Origin of the sequence: Anaerococcus lactolyticus ATCC 51172 (assembly GCF_000156575.1) — a bacterium.
In the GTDB taxonomy this organism is placed as follows: Bacteria; Bacillota; Clostridia; order Tissierellales; family Peptoniphilaceae; genus Anaerococcus; species Anaerococcus lactolyticus.
The window spans coordinates 118,580-137,849 of record NZ_GG666046.1 but is presented as its reverse complement, the minus strand read 5'-3'; the positions used below and the strand labels follow the sequence as shown (position 1 = coordinate 137,849).

The 19,270-nt window shown below is 35.6% G+C and carries 16 protein-coding genes and 1 pseudogene; 3 read left to right on the top strand and 14 right to left on the bottom strand.

Features of this window, described 5'->3' with window-relative positions; genetic code table 11:
* Positions 1–103: 103 nt before the first annotated feature.
* On the bottom strand, positions 104–2,389 hold the full coding sequence (locus HMPREF0072_RS05230) for a zinc ribbon domain-containing protein (protein ID WP_004827985.1): 2,286 nt from the start codon (positions 2,387–2,389) through the stop codon (positions 104–106).
* Between the two features lie 291 nt (positions 2,390–2,680).
* On the opposite strand from HMPREF0072_RS05230, the gene HMPREF0072_RS05225 reads away from it, so the two are divergent.
* The gene (locus tag HMPREF0072_RS05225; protein WP_004827983.1) at positions 2,681–4,153 is read left to right on the top strand and encodes an NAD(P)/FAD-dependent oxidoreductase; all 1,473 of its coding nucleotides are present in this window, start codon (positions 2,681–2,683) and stop codon (positions 4,151–4,153) included.
* An 85-nt stretch (positions 4,154–4,238) separates the two neighbouring features.
* Here HMPREF0072_RS05225 and HMPREF0072_RS05220 read toward each other — a convergent pair whose 3' ends face one another.
* The 9 genes and pseudogenes from HMPREF0072_RS05220 to HMPREF0072_RS05180 form a co-directional block, all read right to left on the bottom strand.
* Positions 4,239–4,595 carry a DUF1667 domain-containing protein gene (locus HMPREF0072_RS05220; protein ID WP_004827981.1) on the bottom strand — a complete coding sequence of 119 codons (357 nt, stop codon included), beginning with the start codon at positions 4,593–4,595 and terminating at the stop codon, positions 4,239–4,241.
* Positions 4,592–5,850: pseudogene (locus tag HMPREF0072_RS05215) on the bottom strand (NAD(P)/FAD-dependent oxidoreductase). Before HMPREF0072_RS05215 ends, HMPREF0072_RS05220 begins: the two are co-directional and overlap by 4 nt.
* A gap of 9 nt (positions 5,851–5,859) precedes the next feature.
* On the bottom strand, positions 5,860–7,281 hold the full coding sequence (locus HMPREF0072_RS05210; protein WP_004827974.1) for an NAD(P)/FAD-dependent oxidoreductase: 1,422 nt from the start codon (positions 7,279–7,281) through the stop codon (positions 5,860–5,862).
* A gap of 117 nt (positions 7,282–7,398) precedes the next feature.
* A complete protein-coding gene (gene glpK, locus HMPREF0072_RS05205; RefSeq protein ID WP_004827973.1) occupies positions 7,399–8,904 on the bottom strand; it encodes a glycerol kinase GlpK in 1,506 nt (501 codons plus the stop codon).
* A 9-nt stretch (positions 8,905–8,913) separates the two neighbouring features.
* Complete coding sequence (locus tag HMPREF0072_RS05200; protein WP_037326963.1) at positions 8,914–9,486, bottom strand: glycerol-3-phosphate responsive antiterminator; 573 nt, start codon at positions 9,484–9,486, stop codon at positions 8,914–8,916.
* 123 nt (positions 9,487–9,609) lie between these two features.
* The gene (locus HMPREF0072_RS05195; protein WP_004827968.1) at positions 9,610–10,308 is read right to left on the bottom strand and encodes a 16S rRNA pseudouridine(516) synthase; all 699 of its coding nucleotides are present in this window, start codon (positions 10,306–10,308) and stop codon (positions 9,610–9,612) included.
* Positions 10,305–10,631: a PadR family transcriptional regulator gene (locus HMPREF0072_RS05190; protein WP_004827966.1), complete on the bottom strand. Its 327-nt coding sequence runs from the start codon at positions 10,629–10,631 to the stop codon at positions 10,305–10,307. Before HMPREF0072_RS05190 ends, HMPREF0072_RS05195 begins: the two co-directional genes overlap by 4 nt.
* A gap of 40 nt (positions 10,632–10,671) precedes the next feature.
* Positions 10,672–13,233 (bottom strand): ATP-dependent DNA helicase, encoded by a 2,562-nt coding sequence (locus HMPREF0072_RS05185; RefSeq protein WP_004827963.1) that lies wholly within the window; start codon positions 13,231–13,233, stop codon positions 10,672–10,674.
* The gene (locus HMPREF0072_RS05180; protein WP_004827960.1) at positions 13,230–13,730 is read right to left on the bottom strand and encodes a GNAT family N-acetyltransferase; all 501 of its coding nucleotides are present in this window, start codon (positions 13,728–13,730) and stop codon (positions 13,230–13,232) included. Before HMPREF0072_RS05180 ends, HMPREF0072_RS05185 begins: the two co-directional genes overlap by 4 nt.
* A gap of 99 nt (positions 13,731–13,829) precedes the next feature.
* Between HMPREF0072_RS05180 and HMPREF0072_RS05175 the strand changes: the two genes are divergently transcribed.
* The gene (locus tag HMPREF0072_RS05175) at positions 13,830–15,011 is read left to right on the top strand and encodes an NAD(P)/FAD-dependent oxidoreductase (protein WP_004827958.1); all 1,182 of its coding nucleotides are present in this window, start codon (positions 13,830–13,832) and stop codon (positions 15,009–15,011) included.
* A gap of 196 nt (positions 15,012–15,207) precedes the next feature.
* Complete coding sequence (gene lepB, locus HMPREF0072_RS05170; RefSeq protein ID WP_004827956.1) at positions 15,208–15,747, top strand: signal peptidase I; 540 nt, start codon at positions 15,208–15,210, stop codon at positions 15,745–15,747.
* A gap of 189 nt (positions 15,748–15,936) precedes the next feature.
* Here lepB and HMPREF0072_RS05165 read toward each other — a convergent pair whose 3' ends face one another.
* The 4 genes from HMPREF0072_RS05165 to HMPREF0072_RS05150 are packed head-to-tail and all read right to left on the bottom strand — an operon-like array spanning position 15,937 to position 19,054.
* Positions 15,937–16,974 carry an SIS domain-containing protein gene (locus HMPREF0072_RS05165; RefSeq protein ID WP_039931164.1) on the bottom strand — a complete coding sequence of 346 codons (1,038 nt, stop codon included), beginning with the start codon at positions 16,972–16,974 and terminating at the stop codon, positions 15,937–15,939.
* A gap of 10 nt (positions 16,975–16,984) precedes the next feature.
* Positions 16,985–17,788, bottom strand: a complete 804-nt coding sequence (locus HMPREF0072_RS05160) for a PTS system mannose/fructose/sorbose family transporter subunit IID (RefSeq protein WP_004827953.1) — start codon at positions 17,786–17,788, stop codon at positions 16,985–16,987.
* Positions 17,781–18,563, bottom strand: coding sequence for a PTS mannose/fructose/sorbose/N-acetylgalactosamine transporter subunit IIC (locus HMPREF0072_RS05155; protein WP_004827950.1), 783 nt, complete (start codon positions 18,561–18,563; stop codon positions 17,781–17,783). The genes HMPREF0072_RS05160 and HMPREF0072_RS05155 overlap by 8 nt, the downstream gene beginning before the upstream one ends.
* An 8-nt stretch (positions 18,564–18,571) precedes the next feature.
* The gene (locus HMPREF0072_RS05150) at positions 18,572–19,054 is read right to left on the bottom strand and encodes a PTS sugar transporter subunit IIB (RefSeq protein WP_004827949.1); all 483 of its coding nucleotides are present in this window, start codon (positions 19,052–19,054) and stop codon (positions 18,572–18,574) included.
* Positions 19,055–19,270 lie beyond the last annotated feature (216 nt).

The window sequence follows — 19,270 nt, the reverse complement described above, 5'->3', positions numbered from 1 at the left end:
TTCCTCTTTCTTTTCCTTACAAAAAAGACCTGGTTTCGTGAAAGCCTCACCACCAAATTTCGATGATTATGGGTTGATTTCACTTGCCACCAGGCCCCTTATTTTAAAAATTTTCTATTTTGTTAAAGCTTATTGAGTCAAATTCTCCTTGACTTTCAGCCTTGAGGCTACCGCCTTCAAATTTTAATATAATCGGAGTATCAACATTTACTCCCTTGATTGTGGCAGATACTTCATTGCCATTTGCGCTATAAGAGCCTAGGTGAACTGCCTTGTCTGTTTGATAGGTTAGGCTACCATCTGCTCTTAGAGATAATCTCCTGCCATCTGCCTCATATTCTCCAACAACTCCGTCGGATGTAGCAAAGTGGTCTTTTATATTGGTCTTGTTATCTTCGGTCATAGTTAGACCCTCAAGACCACTGCCAACATTTGCAAGAGCCTTATCTATAAATCCAAATCCTTGGTATTCGATTTGATAATATTTATAGTCGCTCTCCACAAAGAACTTATGGAAGATTTGATTATCAGTTGTAACCGGCCCTTGACTATAGAACTTACCATCAGCATCCATAGCTTTTTTGACATTTTGATATTCTACAAAGGTGTAATATTTAAAGCTTGATTGGAAGTTTGTTTCTGGTAATTTTTCAGATGTTGTTACTTCGTAAATGAGATATACTTTATTTTTCACATCGCCACTACCATCATCCTTAAAGCCTGTGAAAGAGCCAAGGTATTCAATATTATCAACGTTAATTATATTTTTATATAAGATAGTTTGCTTAATTAATTTGCCAGCATTATATTTCAATTGGCCTAGTAAATCGCTATTAAGGTGGGCTGTAGTCTTGATATATTCAGAATCCCCCTCACTTGTTGAATCACCATCACCAGTTTTGGCTGTAAAGTTTTTGCTGGTTGGGGATAGACTCACATTGTAGTTATTCTTGAATTCTTCCTCGTTAAAGTTTAGGCTAACTGCTATATCTTCGCCCTCTTTAATGCCGTTTGTCTTTGCTGGTATAATGTCAACTGCGTGCATAAATTCAGGAGCATCATCAGTTAGACTTGCTGTTAGGGTCATGTTTGGACTCTCGCCTTCAAATTTTACATTGATATATTTGAATGGATCTGTAAAGTCGTCACTTGATATGCCATCGATAATCACAGCCTTGGATGCATTTGTAATTAAGACATTGTACTTATCTGAGATCTTGATATTATCAAGATTAGCCATGACTGTTATCTCGTCACCATTTGACAAGCCACTATCCTTAGAATATTGGAAAACAACATTATCTTTTAGGTCAGCTGCAAATTCCTGAGCAGGCGACTCATAAGAATCTTTATTATTATTCCTTGAATTGTATTTGATGTCCTTGCCATAGGCTTGAATCAATTTATCAGTATCTATACTTGCCTTTGGCACAGCACTTCCATTTTCTCCCTCATAACTTATGGTAATATAATCGCTAAGTGGGATTGTAATGTCAGTGGTCTTATTCATCTTTACATAAAGGGTACCGAGAATTACGGCTATCAAAACGCCAATTAGACCTAGCAAAAGATTTCTGCTAGTGAGATATTTCTTTTGGAAATCATTTAGTGGGTTTGCCTGAACCTTTTCTTGTGAGCTTTCTGTATCATCAGCCTTCTTATCAGCTTCCCTTACAGCAGGTGTCCTTTGTTTTGGATTAGCATTTCTTAGGATTTGATCACCATTGTCCTTGATGAAATTTTCCCTGCTTATCTTTTTATTCCTAGCTTGGATTTTTCTAATTCCAGCAGAAATAGTCATATTCGCCAGGTCATCTTCACCATCGCCTATAAGCCTGTCTAATTTTTCTTCAAGGTTTTTATTTAAAATGGTTTCTTTATAATCATCTATATAATAATCTTCGTCCCCATTTTTTCTAGCTTGGTTTAAGGAAACCTTGGCCTGGACTTCTTCTATGACAGACCTTTGATTGTAAGGAGAAGACTTTTCGCCGAGGTTTTTAAACCTCCTACTTTCCTTATCCATCCTATCTTGAGGGTCAAGACTAAATAAATCTTCTTCTGGATTTTCTTCCTTGGTCTGATTTTCATCGGAATTATTTGAAGGTTTTAGGTTTTGATTTAAATCAGAATTATCTAATCCGCCATCCTTAGATGCCTTATTTTCTTTGGCCTCGCCTCCAACACTTTCATTAGAATTTGCATGGTCTTTAGGGTCTATTTTATTTTTAATTAATTTAAAATTAAGAAGATCAGAAAGACTCTTCTTAGGGCTTGTATTTTTTTCTATAGCTTCCTCGGCCGGTCCTTTGTTCTCTATTTTGCTGCCACAAACTGGACAAAAGTTGCTAGCCTGGTCTATACTCGCACCACAATGCTCACATCTCATATTAATTCTCCCTTTACATACTACATATAATATACTTTTAAAAGTGAAAATATAAACTAATAAAAGAAAATCTCTTGCAAATTTAATATAAAGTTTTTTTCTAAAATCTTTATAAAAGATAATTGCTCAAACCAAGCCTAGCAAAATTGAAAAAATAAATAATTCATGCTATAATTAAAAAAAGGTTTACCTCATATAAGAGTGAAAGAGTGGATATATTTACCCGCTCTATTTTTGTCTAAAATAAAAAATCGACTTATAAATTAAAACTCTTTGTAGAAAGGATTATTTATGTATGATCTTATAATTATTGGAGCTGGAGTCACAGGAGCAAGCATAGCCAGAAACCTATCTCGTTACAAGCTAAATATCCTCGTCCTCGAAAAAGAAAATGATGTATCTATGGGTGCCTCTAAGGCAAATTCTGCCATAATCCATGGTGGCTATGCTGAACCCCATTCTGAACTTAGGGGCAGAATATGTTATGAAGGCAGGAGGGAATTTAAAAAACTAAATGAAGAATTAAATTTTGGTTTTTTAGAAAATGGTTCGCTCGTTTTGGCCTTTGACAAAGAAGATGAAAAAGAACTTCAAAAGCTATTGGCCATGGGCCTTGAAAACGGCCTAGATGATCTAGAGATAATCAACCAAGCTAGGCTAAGAGAAATCGAACCTAAGGTGTCAGACAAAGCCACATCTGCCCTATATTGCAAGGGTGCTGGTGTTTGTTCGCCCTATGAATACGTAATTGCTCTTATGGAAAATGCAGTTTCTAATGGAGTAGAGCTTAAACTTGAAAGTAAGGTTACAAATATAGAAAAAAATGGAACAATCTTCACCCTTACAACCGAAGATGGTAATACTTTTGAAGGCAAATACATAATTAATGCTTCAGGCCTAGAAGGTGCAAAAATTTCCGAAATGATTACTGAAACTAATTTCTCTATCCACCCAAGAAGTGGTGAATACCTCCTTATGCAAAAGGGTAGCGGCGCAAGGATTAATCACGTCCTCTTCCAAACCCCAAGTCCTAAATCCAAGGGCATCCTTGTCACAAGGACCTACCATAACAACCTTCTCCTTGGCCCAGATGCCATCGATGAGGAAGTAATAGATAAGGGTACCCACATAGAAAGGTTGGCTGAGATTTATAGACTTGCTCAAAAATCAGTTAAGGATGACGTGATAAACCTCAAAGAATTTATCAGGTCTTTCGCAGGCCTTCGCCCTGCATCATCGACAGGTGATTTTATTATAGAAAACACAAAGACAAATGGCTTTATAAATGTGGTTGGCATCCAATCACCAGGCATAACTTCATCTCCTGCTATTGCAAAAATGGTAGAAGATATTTTAAGAAATTTAGGCCTAAATTTGATAGATGATCCTTCCTACAATCCTCATAGGAAGCCAATTATAGAATACAAGGACCTAGAAGACTTTAATAAGGTCATCAAAAAAGTAGACCTACCTCTTGGAAATCCTGAAAGACTTGTTTGTAGGTGCGAACAAGTTAGCGAAAAAACCATCAGAGATGCCATGAATCGTGGCCTTGCCTGCAATAGTTTCGATTCTATAAAAAGAAGGACAAGGGCTGGCATGGGCTTTTGCCAAGGGACTTTTTGTAGGAAAAGAGTAATCGAGGTCATGGAAGATGAAGTCGGATCAAAAATTAAATCCGACCTCTTTGATAGCGAACACTCAGGCATTAGCAGGATCAATAAGGCCGATATCAACAAATTTATCAAGGAAATTTCCGACTAAAAAAAACCACCAACATGTTTGTTGGTGGTTTTTAAGGATTATACTAAAATTATTTTCTATTTATGAAGGCTTTGGCAAAATAAACCTAACTTGCCTTTGATGTTGCTATTACCCTAACTCCAGTGCCTGCAACATTTTCTATGAGGCAGTCGCCAATTTTTACTGGTGCACTAATATGGGCCTTATTGATTTCTTTCATGACTTCCATTATTTTTCCCTTTGGAATAGCTTGTTCAGTTTTAACAGATACAAGATACTCCTTTGCACCATCCACCCTAGCTGTTGATGTCACAGTTCTAACTGGGTTTGTTAGCTCATTTTTAGCATAAATCTCGCCTCTCTTGCAGGTGTTGCCAGTTATGTTTGTGATTTGTCCATCTTCTACTGTAACGCTTACTGTGCATCCTAGAGGGCAATTTATACAAGTTAATTCTTTAATCATAAGCTCTCCAACCTCACTTCTATTTTTTCGCTATTTTCATTCAAATCGCTTTTCTTAAGAACCAAGTCCTCCATCTCACCTGGAGCAAAGACTATCTTTCTCTTTTGGGCAACTTCCTTGCCATCCACTTCAAGGACTAGCCTTGATTTTTGATAGATATTATTTACCCTAAACCTAATTACAACTTCATCTCTCATTGAGCCAGGAGCTATGTACTGAGGTACTGTATAGGTTACGCCATTGCCTGGTGTGAGGTGGATTTTCTTTTCATTTTCCGAATTAAATTCATCTTTGATATAGGCTGCGGCATTTTCTCCAGCAAGTTCACTTTTTCTGTTACATAGTCAACTAGGTCGTGAACGTGAAGGACGTTGCCTGCTGCAAATACACCATCTATTGAGGTCATCATCCTGTCAGATACTTCTGCTCCCTTGGTTCTAGGATCCATTTTGATTTGAGCATCCCTACTGAGTTCATTTTCAGGAATAAGGCCTACTGAAAGTAGAATAGCATCGCATTCTACATATTTTTCTGTGCCTGGAATAACTTTCATGTTTTCGTCTACCTTGGATAGGTAAACTCCCTTTACCCTGTCAGTTCCTTCTATATCTGAAATTGTTGTTGAAAAATAAAGTGGAATATCAAAGTCATTTAGGCATTGGACAATATTTCTCTTTAGGCCTCCAGAATATGGCATGATTTCTGCAACACATTTTACTTCTGCACCCTCTAGGGTCATACGTCTTGCCATTATTAGACCGATGTCTCCAGAACCTAAGATTACGATTTTTTTGCCAGGCATAAAGCCATCAATATTGACTAATTTTTGAGCAGTACCTGCTGAATATACACCTGCTGGACGGCTTCCTGGAATGTTTAGGGCTCCTCTTGGTCTTTCCCTGCAACCCATGGCAAGAATTACTGCCTTAGGTCTAATTTGAAACATTCCATTTTCTTCGTTCATAAGGGTGAGGGTCTTATCAGAACTAAAGTCAACAACAATTGTATTTAGCATCACGTCTATATCGCGTTTAGCTACTTCGTCTTCAAACCTTCCCGCATATTCTGGACCAGTTAATTCTTCCTTAAACCTGTGAAGGCCAAAACCATTGTGGATACATTGGTTGAGGATGCCTCCAAGTTTTTTATCTCTTTCAACAATCAAGACGTTTTTTATACCACAATCATAGGCCTTGGCTGCTGCTGCAAGTCCTGCAGGACCGCCACCTACTACTACTAAATCATAATTTTTCATCTCTTTCTCCTACTTCACTCTTCCGTCTACATAGTAAGAATCTTTTGAGTTTTTAACAACTTCTGACATATCTTCGCCGAGTTCGCGGGCTAAGATTTCCATTAAATGTGGCAAACAGAATCCACCCTGGCACCTGCCAGCGCTGGCCCTTACACGTCTTTTGATACCATCTACAGTCCTTGCGCCAAGTGGCCTATTGATTGCATCTACGATTTCTCCCTCAGTAACAGATTCACACCTGCAAATGATTTTGCCGTAAAGTTTATTTTTCTTAATCAAGGCTGAATGTTCTTCAAGGCTCATTTCACTTGTTTTTGGAATAGGATGTCTGTCATAGGTAAATTCTTTATTATCAGCAAAGTCGTATTTATCAGCCACAAGCTCTGCCATATATTTTCCGATAGCTGGAGATGAAGTAAGTCCAGGAGATTCTATACCAACGCAGTCAAAGAAGCCATCCTTGCTTTCTTCAAGAATGAAGTCGCCACCAACTTCGTGGGCTCTGTTTCCAGAAAAAGATGTAATTACCATCCTAACTGGCACGTTTTTTACAGTGTGGTTTGATTTTTCTACAACTTCTTCAAGTCTTTCTCTTGTTGATCTTCTGTCATTTTTATCGTCAACAAAGTCTGAAGTAGGTCCAACAAGGGTGTTGTTATCAATAGTTGGACTTACAAGGATGCCCTTGCCCTTATCAGAAGGGAGGTTAAACATAACATGGTTTACAAAACCTGCTGTCTCCTTATCTAAGAGCAAATATTCCCCACGTCTGGCTTTGATTTCGTATTTTTTATCAGATATTTGATTGTGGAGCTCATCTGAATATACACCTGCGCAGTTAATCACAGCCTTTGTTTCAAAGTCTCCATCATTAGTATGTAGGATCCAGTGGTCGTCTTTTTTCTCAATTTTCTCTACCTTAGTATTAAACTTATAGTCCACACCATTTATATTTGAAACTTCGGCATAGGCAATAGTCATCAAAAATGGGTCTAAAATTCCAGCCTCTGCACAATATAAAGAGGCAACCACATCGTCTGTAATATTTTTCTCAAGGGCTAAGGTCTCTTCCCTATTTAAAATTTTCATGCCAGTAACCCCATTTGCTATACCGTAATCGTATAGTTTTTGAAGGTTTGGCATATCTTTTTCATCGTGGCATAAAACAAGGGTGCCAATTTTTTTGTAAGGAAAGGCAAAAAGCTTGCTTTCCTCATCCATCATGTGGTTACCCTCGACATTAAATTTTGCCTTTAAGCTTCCCGGCTCTGCATCGTAACCACCATGGCAGATGCCAGAATTCGCCTTACTTGTTTCTGTACAAACGTCTTCGTTTTTTTCAAGTAATAAAAATCTTCCCTTTTTCTTTGAAAGATGGGCTGCTACTGAAGCTCCTATAACCCCTCCACCAATTATTATTACATCAAACATTTTAACTCCTTATGTAAAATAAAAAAAAGCGAACAAAAGTAGGGTCACTTTTACTCGCTTATCTCTATTATTATTTACTTATCTTAATTATACTATGAATTTAATTTTCAATCAATACTATTCTTCGTAGTGCTTAGCCCAGTCAAAAGACCTAGCAATGGCTCTTTGCCAATTTCTATCTTTCTTATCTCTTTCGTCCCTAGAAATAGATGGCTCAAAAGTTTTATCTACAAGTCTGTAGGCTTTAATTTCGTCCTTATCTTTGTAAAATCCAGTGGCAAGACCTGCCAGATAAGATGCGCCCAAGGCTGTTGTTTCTAATGTTTTTGGTCTTTCTACCTTGCTTTGGATCATGTCAGCTTGAAATTGCATCAAAAAGTTATTTGCACTTGCACCACCGTCTACTTTTAGCTCATGAAGTGGATGACCAGCATCTCTTTCCATTGACGCTAGTACATCATTTGTTAGATAGGCAAGGGATTCTAGGGTTGCCCTTACTATGTGGTATTTATTTGTGCCTCGAGTTAGACCGACGATAGAGCCCCTAGCATATGGGTCCCAATATGGGGCACCCAGACCTGTGAAGGCAGGAACTACATAACACCCATTAGTATCATTGACCTTTGTTGCCATATATTCTGTATCATCAGCAGCATCAACTATCCTTAGTTGATCTCTTAGCCATTGGATGGCAGAGCCTGCAACGAAAATTGAACCTTCAAGAGCGTAGTCAACCTTTCCTTCCTCAAGGCCCCATGCAATTGTTGTGACAAGTCCGTTTTCTGACTTAACAGCCTCTTTGCCAGTATTCATTAGGAGGAAGGCACCTGTACCGTAAGTATTTTTAGCATCTCCCTTTTCAAAACAAGTTTGCCCGAATAAGGCTGCTTGTTGGTCACCAGCTATACCTGCGATTTTGATTTCTCCATCAAAGTAGCCAGGGAAGGTTGTTCCATAAACATAAGAAGATGGTTTGACATCTGGTAGCATACATTTTGGAATATTTAACATAGCTAGAAGTTCATCATCCCACTCTAGGGTATGGATATTAAAAATCATTGTTCTTGAAGCATTTGAATAGTCTGTTACGTGTACCTTGCCGCGGGTCAAATTATAAACCAACCAAGTATCAACAGTACCAAACAAAAGCTCGCCATTTTCAGCCCTCTCTTGACCATTTTCTATATTGTCAAGAATCCACCTAATCTTTGTCGCAGAAAAATATGGGTCTACAACAAGTCCTGTCTTATCTTGGATAAGTCCTCTATGGCCGTCAGCAACAAGTTTATCTGCCATATCAGCTGTTCTCCTACACTGCCAAACAATAGCATTGTAAACAGGCTTGCCAGTGGCTTTTTCCCAAACTATGGTAGTTTCTCTTTGGTTGGTAATACCAATAGCCTCTATATCACAAGCTGTAAGACCAAGTTTTGCCATAGCTTCTGTGCACACACCCAATTGAGTTGACCAGATTTCTGTCGCATCATGTTCTACCCAACCTGGATGAGGGAAAAATTGTGTGAATTCTTTTTGGGCAACTGACATAATCTCGCCCTTTTTATTAAAAATTATCGCTCTATTGCTTGTTGTTCCGGCATCTAGTGCCATTATGTATTTAGTCATAATAAATCCTCACATTTTCCAAATTTTTGTATTTGATGATGAAACTCCAATCGCTCCTGCACCTATCGCCCCCATAGCATCTGCCTTATCTCTAATAAGACCTCCAGCTATTAGTGGCACCTGGCTCCAGCTTGCAATTTCCCCTATTATCTGGGGCATAATGCCTGGCAAAACCTCAAATAGATCAGCAGAAGTGCTCTTTATTGTCTCCTTGATACTCTCATAAGAAAGGCTATCAAGTATAAAAAACCTAAAGACTGTGCTAAGACCCAGCCTCCTTGCTTCGTAAATATTTTGTGCCCTAGTAGTAATAATACCATCAGCGTCCGTATATTTTTTGATAAAGTTAGGAGAATAGTGTGAAGACGATAATCCTTCTACTAGGTTTTCATGAACAAAAACAATTTTATCCTTATTTTTTAATTTCTTAACTATGGTAGGAATTGTTTCTATATTTCCAAAGAGTACAAAAACAACCTTGTTGTCTATATACTCTTCCTTCAGGCATTCCCTCAAGTCTTTACCATCTTTAATCGCCATAATCACTGGATTTTCATACAAGATTTCTCTAATATTCAACATATCCCTCCCAAAACGCATAAAACGAGCCCAAAATTAATCAAGCCCGCTTCTCTAAATATTAATAATACAAATTTATGTTATCACACTCAGGCAATTTTTGCAAGTGTTTTCATAAATCAAATTTTAAAAATCAAAAAGTTCTAGTTCGGCTTCAGTTAGTTCTCTGTAGTCTCCTTCTTTTAGATATGGATCTAAAACAAGTTTGCCAATAGCAGTTCTCTTTAAGCCAACCACCTCATTTCCAAGATTAGAAAATAGTCTCTTTACTAAGTGGTATTTGCCTTCTGTGACTTTTACAATAGCTTCCTTCTCGCCAGTTATTGTTAGTTCTGCTGGTCTTGCTGTGTAATCGTCTTCTTTGATGTAGACTCCCTTTTTAAATTCTTCTTTCAAATTTTCTGCGATAGGATCGCGGGTTTTGACCTCATAGGTTTTTGTGATATGTGAATTTGGGCTGGTTATCTTATGGATAAATTTCCCGTCTGTCGACAAAATTATTAGACCTGTTGTGTCCTTATCAAGCCTGCCTGCTATGGATAAGTCGTAATTTTTATAAAAATCATCTAAGAGGTCGATTACTGTTTCTTCAGCATCTTGAGTAGCAGATAAAACTCCTGATGGCTTGTTTAGGATTAGGTAGAGATTTTCTATATATTCTACAAAGTGGCCCATGTAAAATACTTCGTCTACAAGAGGATCTACCTTAACTGAAGAATCTTTTACTATTTCGCCATTTATTACCAGCGCCCCTTTTTTGGCATTTCTTTTTATATTTTTCCTGGTATCAAGACCAGTATTTCCTATCATCTTATCTACTCTCATTTATTTCCCTTTTCTAAAACATTGTCCATGGCAGCCTTTAGACTCTCATAGGACTTGTAAAAACCTTTCAAATAATCCCTGCCCTTGTCAGTAATATAATAATATTTTCTCTTAGGGCCCTTGGTCGATTCCTTAAAAATGCCCAAGATTAAACCCTTTTTAATTAGCCTGGTGAGTATTGGATAAACCGTGCCTTCTGTCATATTATAAAACCCATTTAACTTAAGTTCTTCTATGATTTCGTAGCCATAAGTTTCCTTGTTTTTTATTATATGGAGGATTATTCCGTCAATAAGCCCCTTTAACATTTGTGTATCTATCATAGGCCCTCCTATCTATATTGTATTACATAGTAGATGACTTTCAATTTCTCTTGCAAAAATATTTCATCTGGCAAAATTTGCAGGCTTCGACATCGTCAGTTCGCCTGTAGCCAATGTTTCTATCAATCATCCTTGCAATTTTATCGATCTCATTGATATCAAAATCTGTTACTTCAATTTCTATGAGCCTGTCTTCTTCAATAAAATATAAGTACATTTTATTTAAAGGATGGTGGTTGCCTAAAATTAAATGACGGTAGGTCATAAGTTGGCCCTTGTAGGCTGAGATAAAATCTTCATTATAAGATCCAGTTTTTATATCTAGGATTGACCCATCCTCAAGACTTATATCGACCTTACCTTGGAGGATGTAAAAATTTCTATCGAGTTTATAATTTGTCTCAACACCTGTGATTTTAAAATCTCTCTTGATAAAATTTTCGATAGGTTCCTGATATTCAGGATTATTTTCTAGAAAATCTAAAAGCTTTGCTTTATCTTTCGGCAAGAGCGCATAGTATTCTGCAAGCTTGTGAGTGTTGGTACCAAAGCTTAGAGCCCTTGTATTTAGCGACCTAAAATTAAGTTTTCTTACAAACCTATATTTTAAAGAGCAAGTCTTAAAGACTTCTATGTCTGTAGTGTAGGCAAGGACTTTCTTTTCCTTCTTTTCCTCGCTCCTTTCAAAGGCAAGGCTCTTTAGGAGAGAGGTTCTTGGGAAAGATTCTGAGAACTTACTTAGCTTATAATCTTCACTATTATCAAGGAGGACCAAGAGATTTTTTGCCCTGGTAAAACCTGTATAATACTTCCTATAAAAATCTTTTACATAAGAAAAATCATTTGGGTCAGGCTTTTCTAAAAATCCTGGTTTAGCAGGCTTTGGAGAATCGAAAAGACCAGATATAAAGACAACTTCAAACTCTAAGCCCTTGGCCTGGTGGATGGTCATAAAGTTAACTGCATCCTTGTGACTGTCAATATTTGCATATTCTTCTATAGCTCTTGAAACAAAGAGGTATTCTAAATAAGAATTTATAAATTCCTTATAGTGGTCCTTAGGATTTTCATTTTTAAAAATTTCATCAAAGTCCTTGGCAAGGTTTATCATCGTTGAAATATTGCCAAGTACCCTGGCCCCATCAAGGTCTTCTTCATCCATTATTAAAAATTTCCTAAAATATTCAAGGCCCATCGCCTTATAAAACAAACTTGTTAGGGGAAGATTATTTTCCTTTTCACTAGCTATAAAATTTTGGATTTCCTTATCTTCCTTGAAAATCTCATCCCTGGTCAAATAATATAAATAATTTTTATACTTGGCCTTATTTTTTGCAAAGGCTCCATAAATTGTGGATGGGTCCTCATAGAAAGTTTTAATTTCAGCAAGGTTCATGATAAGGTAAATAAAACCCCTTATCTCATCTCGCCTAAAAAATTCAGAAGATTTTTTATTCAAAACCCTGATGCCAGCCTTTTCAAAATAAGCTTGAAGTTTTGACACATAAGCGTGGTTTAAAGACGGGAATAAAAAGGCAATCTGGCCGAGATTTATATCCTGTTTTAAAATCCTTATTATTGTTGCAAGGTTTTTTAATTCATTTGCCCTGGCCCTTACGATTGTGTTTGGATTTTTTTCCTTGTCGACAGACCTCAAAGTTTTTTTATTTTCACCAGCATAATCTTTGTTATCAAGCCACTTCAATGACTTTTCTATAATAGCTTGGTTGGACCTATAATTTATGTCTAGTTTATAGGTGTAGGCCTTGTGACCCTTCTTTTTGAAAAAATTATCAGAAAATTCTGTAAGGTTTCTAGGATCTGCCCCCCTAAAAGAATATAAGGACTGGTCATCATCGCCAAAAACCATGATTTCCTTATCTCTGACCAGGTTAAAGGCAATTTCCTGTTGGATATAATTTGTATCTTGGTATTCGTCAACAATTACAAAATCAATGCCTTTACGAATTTCCTCGCCCCTTACAGGGTCTTTTAGAAGCAGGTAAAAATCCCTCAGGATCATCTGGAAATTAATTAGGTTGTTTTCTTTAAGGAGCCTTTCGTGAGTTTTAAAAATTTTTCCAGCGAAGACTTCCCTTGGATTTTCAGACTTTAAAAGCTTGTCCACATCCATAAGCTTGTTGGTAATTTCCTCATAAATTCCCTTGATGGACCAGGAGTGGTTATAGGTGATGTATTTTTCATAGTCTTCGATATTTTTATAACGTGCCAGATTTTTTTCTATCAAGTATCCCTCAAGGACTTGGTCAATTACCTTGGAATCCAAAAAAGGCCTATTAAGTGATGGGTATTTTTCAAGAAAATCAAGAGCAAGAGAGTGGAAATTTCCAATCATCATATCCTTAAGTTCAGTCTTAATCCCCTCGGCTTTGAATTCAGAAATAATCCTAGTTTGAAGCTCGCTAGCAGCTTTTTTGGTGAAGGTAGTAAGCAAAATCCTATTGGGACTTATACCCTCGTTTTTAATCAGAGAAATAACTTTTTTTACAATTGTATAGGTCTTTCCTGTGCCTGGCCCTGCAATAACAGCAGCAGGCGTCCTGGCCTTTTCTATAATTATCCTTTGACTTTCATTTATCATAACAATCTCTCATAGCAAATCCTAGGCTTTTTTACCCCTTCCTCGTCGATGAAAATTTGCCCAATTTTCCTAAAACCTAATTTATTGATTAGACCACGCATCTTGAAATTATCCTCGTGGGTATCAATCCTTAAGGCATCGAAAGAATTTTTTTCGGCATGCCTTATGATGGCAATAAAAAATTTTGTAGCAATTCCCCTTTGGGTAGCGGCAGTATCTACAGCAAATGTGTGAATTGTAAGAGGATTTTTTCCTTCAAAGTCACCTTCCCAAACCTTATATGCCTCTTCCTTCTCGTCTGACAAAAAACAATATGCAAGAATCTCCTCTTCATTTCCAAAAACATAAGCCTTGCCAGTTTCAATTTGCCCTAGCAAAAATTTTTCATTCATTGATTCAATCTGCCACTGATCAATCCCATCTTTTTTCAAAGATTTTTTAGCCTTATCTATTATTTTTTCTATTTTTTTAATATCCTTAATTCCTGCTTTTCTCATACAAACATTATACCTTAATAAGGAAAGCTGGCTTTAGGATTGGAAAGCGACTTTCAAAGTGATATAATATTCTTAACTAATAGACAGGAAGGATAAAAAATGTACGATTATTTAATTATAGGAAACGGAATCTGTGGTCTTTCAGCAGCTGAAGAAATTAGAAAAAACGACGACAAAGGCTCTATTTTGATACTCACTGATGAAAATGGCCATACATATTGGAGGACTCGTCTTTCAGAATTAATTGCCAAAGACTATACAGATGAAGAAATTCTTGTAAAAAAAGAAACTTGGTATGGGGAAAGAAAAATCGAAGTAAAACTAAACACCCATGCCGAAAAAATTGACAAAGAAAATAAAAAAGTAATAAGCAAAGATGGTGAAGAATTTGAATACGGCAAGCTTTTAATAGCAACCGGATCTCGCGCCTTTGTGCCACCTATCAAAAACGCTGATGCTAAGGGAGTATTTGCTATAAGAAGCTCAGAAGACCTCAAAAACTTCAAAGCCTACCTAGCCAACAAAAAGAAACTAATAATCATCGGTGGTGGTATCCTAGGCCTTGAAGCAGCAAACTCAATTTCTCAATTAGGTATTGAAATTACCATAGTTGAAGCCTTCGACTACCTACTAGCTCGCCAACTTGACAAGGACTTATCACAAAAATTAGAAAAAGCCCTAAATGATATGGGCATGAAGACCCTAACAGGCAAGTTTAGCGAAGAAATCCTAGTAAAAGACGGCGCTGTTTGCGGTCTAAAACTAACTGACGGCACAGAATTAGAAGCTGATGCTATCATGATCCAAGCAGGTATTAGGGCAAATATTGATATTGCTAAAAATTCAGGCCTTGCCACAGACAGGGGCATCCTTGTTGGCGAAAACCTACAAGTAGAAAATGAGGACATCTACGCTGCAGGCGACGTTGCTCAAATAGGAAACTTCTCAATAGGTCTTTGGACAGCATCTATGGAAATGGGTAAGATTGCCGGCGCAAACATGACTGGTGATAATAAATTGTACGAGAAACCAAAACCATTCTCAACCCTCATGCTAGGCGACATCAAGCTATTTTCAGCAGGCCAAAACGCAGGTGATGGCATAGAAGAAGTCAAAAAAGAAGACGGAGAAAAAATCTACAAATTATTTAAAAATAGCGATAAATTTGTAGGTGGCATCCTTTGGGGAGATATCAAATACCAAATGGACGTTAAAAAAATAGTCTTTGAAGGAATAGACCCAAAAGAAACCAAACTCGGTGGGGAAATATTCGGTCTATAAGAATAAAGGTCAGTGCCAAATGGCGCTGGCTTTTTTATTTGAAATTAACTAAGATCTTGCGAATCAAAATTATAAATATATATTTTTGTAAAAAGCTTATTTATATGCTATAATTACTTTAATTAGTTATTTATTAGTGATAAATTGGGGGACATTTAACATTTTTACTTGCCTATGTAAGTGTTAAATAAAAAATATGACAGAATCAAAAATCAAAAAAATATTAAAAGAAATCTTAGACTGGGTGAAGACCATTGCCATTGCCCTTTTGATTACATTTTTCATAAAGTTTTTCATAATAGACCTTACCCGCATTTCGGGACATTCTATGGAAAATACCCTCTTTACTGATGACCTGGTTGTGGTTGAAAAAATCTCGAGAAATATCACCCACAAATATAAGCGTGGGGATGTGATAATCTTTCATAGCCCAACAGAAAATAAACTTTATGTAAAAAGAATAATCGGCATGCCAGGAGACCAAGTCGACCTTAAGGATGGAATGTTTTATATAAATGGTGATGAACTTGACGAACCATATTACACAACAGGAGATTTTACTGAAAGTAAGGGTGAAAATCAGTGGTTCCTAGGCTACGATGAGTACTTCATGGTGGGCGATAACAGGCCAAAATCAAACGACTCAAGAAAATTCGGCCCAGTCCACGAAACTAATTTCCTAGGCAGGGCAATTTACAGAGTTTACCCCTTTGATGAGATGAAGAATTTGAATTAAAATAAATACTAATATAAATATGCTATTAATATTTAGGATCTTAGATATACAATATTAAATTTCAAATCTTTTTCAAAAAAATAGTGTTGGCAAAATTCATCTTTCTTTTACCAACACTATTTATTTTCTTTAAAATATATTTATCCTAATGATTGAATCTATATAAGATAAACTATATGCAATCTTAAGCTATGATAATTTTTTACTATTCATTTTAATATGGAATTTCGGATCTAGAGGAATCTCTGGATTTATTCCTTTTAATTCGGGTATTTCAGCACAAATTACCCAAATAGGAATTATATAACTGAAATGTTTTGAACTAGAATTTTTGGAGTTAATAATTTTAAAATCAGCATTTTCTTTTTCTGAAATTATATAAACTTGTTCAGTCCATTGTTGTAATACCTTTTTTAAATTATCAAACCTTTCTTCTGAACCATCATCTAATATAAAGACATTAGTTTCACTGTTTGTGCTATTATAAATTCCATGAATGAACTGCTCCATTTCGTATCCACTAACCGGTATTCTCATAGCTTCTAATAATTTTAAAGCAGATTCTTCAACGTCTCCATATTGATTATAAGCACTAACAACTTTTATCTCTTTTATTTCTTTAAATTTATCCTTATTTAATTCAACCCAATTTAAAGAATTTTCAATATTTATTTCTATTTTTTCGAAGTCTTCTCTTAAATTATTGACTTCTCCATCGAATACATCTTCACCAATGATGTCGTGAGTCTTTCCATATATTAATGCAAATAATATTAAATTTAGCTTAGTGCAAAAATATCCCTTTGTCTTAGCTCCAGCTTTTTCTTCACCGCATTTTATTTGATAATTATAAGATGCTTCATCATCAATAATAGAAGTTTCTTCACCAGTCATTGATGCTGTAGTTATTCCCATTTTATTTGCAATTTTTAATGCTTGGAGAGTAGAATAACTACTTCCACTTTGTGATATTCCAATTAGTATTTTTTTCTCATCACCAAATTTTAAATCATCTATATCAAAAGTATTTAATACAACAACCTTTTTATTGAGAATTTTTTGAATATAATATTTTACATCCAATGCAGCATTAAAACTTGTACCGGAACCAGTTATATATAGCTCATCAAAATCTAGCTCAGCCACTGATTCAAAAGTTGACTCTGATTGGTCAATTATATGATTTAAATATTTCGGTGTTTCTTTTATATATTCAATAATTTTCATTTTTCTTCCCCTAAATAATTCCAATAAAATGTAAAATCATTCCGCCAATTAGCATAAATACAGTTATTTTTGCAACACTGTGTTTTTTAATAGATTTAAATGTCAAAAATGTAACTACTAGTGCCAAAAGATTTGGTAAAATTTGATCTAATATGTCTTGAACTACGACATCTGCTCCACTAATATTCCATGATAAAGGAGTATTAATATCTAACATTGTAGCTACCATTGCACCAACTACTGTCAATCCAATGATGCTTGCAACAGACATAAGTTTATCCATGACTCCATTTTTGTGAATTTTTTCAAGAGAATTGACTCCCAAATCAAAACCAAATTTTAAACCAAAAACCCTAACTAATATATGTGGAATATTATAAAGTAGCAAAAAGATTAGAGGTCCAACTATATTTCCTTGGCTGGCAAATGATATTCCAATTCCAGCTGCTATAACTCTTAATGTCCCCCAAAATATAGAATCTCCTATACCTGCAAGAGGTCCCATTAAAGATGCTTTGACAGCATTGATAGATTCTTCATTAAAATCTGAATTTATTGAATTTTCTTGTTCCATTGCAGCTGACACACCCATAATAAATGGTGAAACAGCAGGAGTAGTATTAAATATTTCTAAGTGTCTTTGTATAGCTCTTGTTTCTTCAACATCATTGTCTTTATATACTCTTTTTATAACTGGTAACATAGAGTACATATATCCAATATTCTGCATACGTTCATAATTAAATGCGCCCTGTAGAGCAAATGATCTCCAAAATACTTTATTAAGATCTTTTTTATTAACCTTATTATTCAAAATCTATATCTCCTTCCACTAAATTATCTGATACAACTACTGCTTGTTTATCATCTTTTATATAGAATTCTATTATCATTGCAATTGCTGCAATAATTAATGCTATACCAGTGATGTTTACATTAAAGTATGACGCTAATAGAAATCCAACAAAGAAGAATGGAGCAACTTTCTTAGACCATAACATATCCATTAATAGGGCAAATCCTATAGCAGGCAGTAATTTTCCAGCTACTGATAATCCATCTAATACAACTTTTGGAATTGAGTTAATAAAGGCGCTTACATGCTCGGCTCCTAATAGCATAGCTAAAAATGTTGGTAGGAAAGTGCTTAAGAAAAATAAGAAAGCAGGTATCCACATACAAAGTGCTAATCCTTTATAATTTCTCTCAATAGCATATCGGTCAGCTTTATGACTGTAGTATGCATTTATTATTCTTACAAGTACACCTAGCGATTGTGCTAATACTGATATAGGTACTGCAACAGCTAGGGCTATTTCAGCTCCCTTACCAGAAATAATAGCAAAAGCAGTTCCTAAAACTCCTCCGGTAACAATATCTGGAGGAGTTGCAGCGCCAATACCAGCAACCCCCATCCAAATAAGCTCTAATTGTGCCCCTATAATTATTCCTGACTTTAAGTCACCTAATATTAATCCAACAAGTGCTCCTAGAACAAGTGGCCTATCTAGCATAAGTTGTCCTAGTATTCTTCCATCAAGAATTCCTATGCCAGAGACAATTCCTATCAATAATGCTTGAATAAACATAAAATCTCCTATTTACTAAAATCTTCTAGACTTTTTTCGTTGTCGTGTGGCAACATCCTAAATTCAACTTTTATATTCTTAGATTTCAATTCTTTAATCATCTCTATTTCGTATTGATCTAGATATACGTTCTCACTTAATTTTTCTTTATTATCCACCTTATTCAAACCTCCTACATTTATATGCTGTATTGATCCTTTTGATTCATTTGCTAAATAATAGGCATCCTTTATATTTGAAACTATTACTAAAACATGGCTTTTTTGAGAATCTTTAAATTTTTCAACTATATCACAAGATTCTTCTAAGCCCCTCACATAGAGTCTTGTATTGGCTGGTTTTGCCAAATCATAAATCATCGCCTTTGTTTTGTCGTTCTTAACCTCATCATTAGCTATTAGTATGGTATTAATCCCAAGATGGTTTGACCAACTAATCGCTACTTGACCATGCAATAACCTATTATCAACTCTCATTAATGCAATTGTCATAATTCCTCCTTACAATAACGCGCTATTTGTATAATCAATTATATAATATGTATATACAAATGTCAACAGTTATTTCTTTTATTCTATAAAATTCGCAATACTTTTTAGTTGTTCTAATTTAATTTTGAGGTTTAATCATGTATAGTGAAGGATATTAACAAAATTTAAATTTATTTAATTCATTTGTATAATGTTTTATACCGCTTTTATATGAAA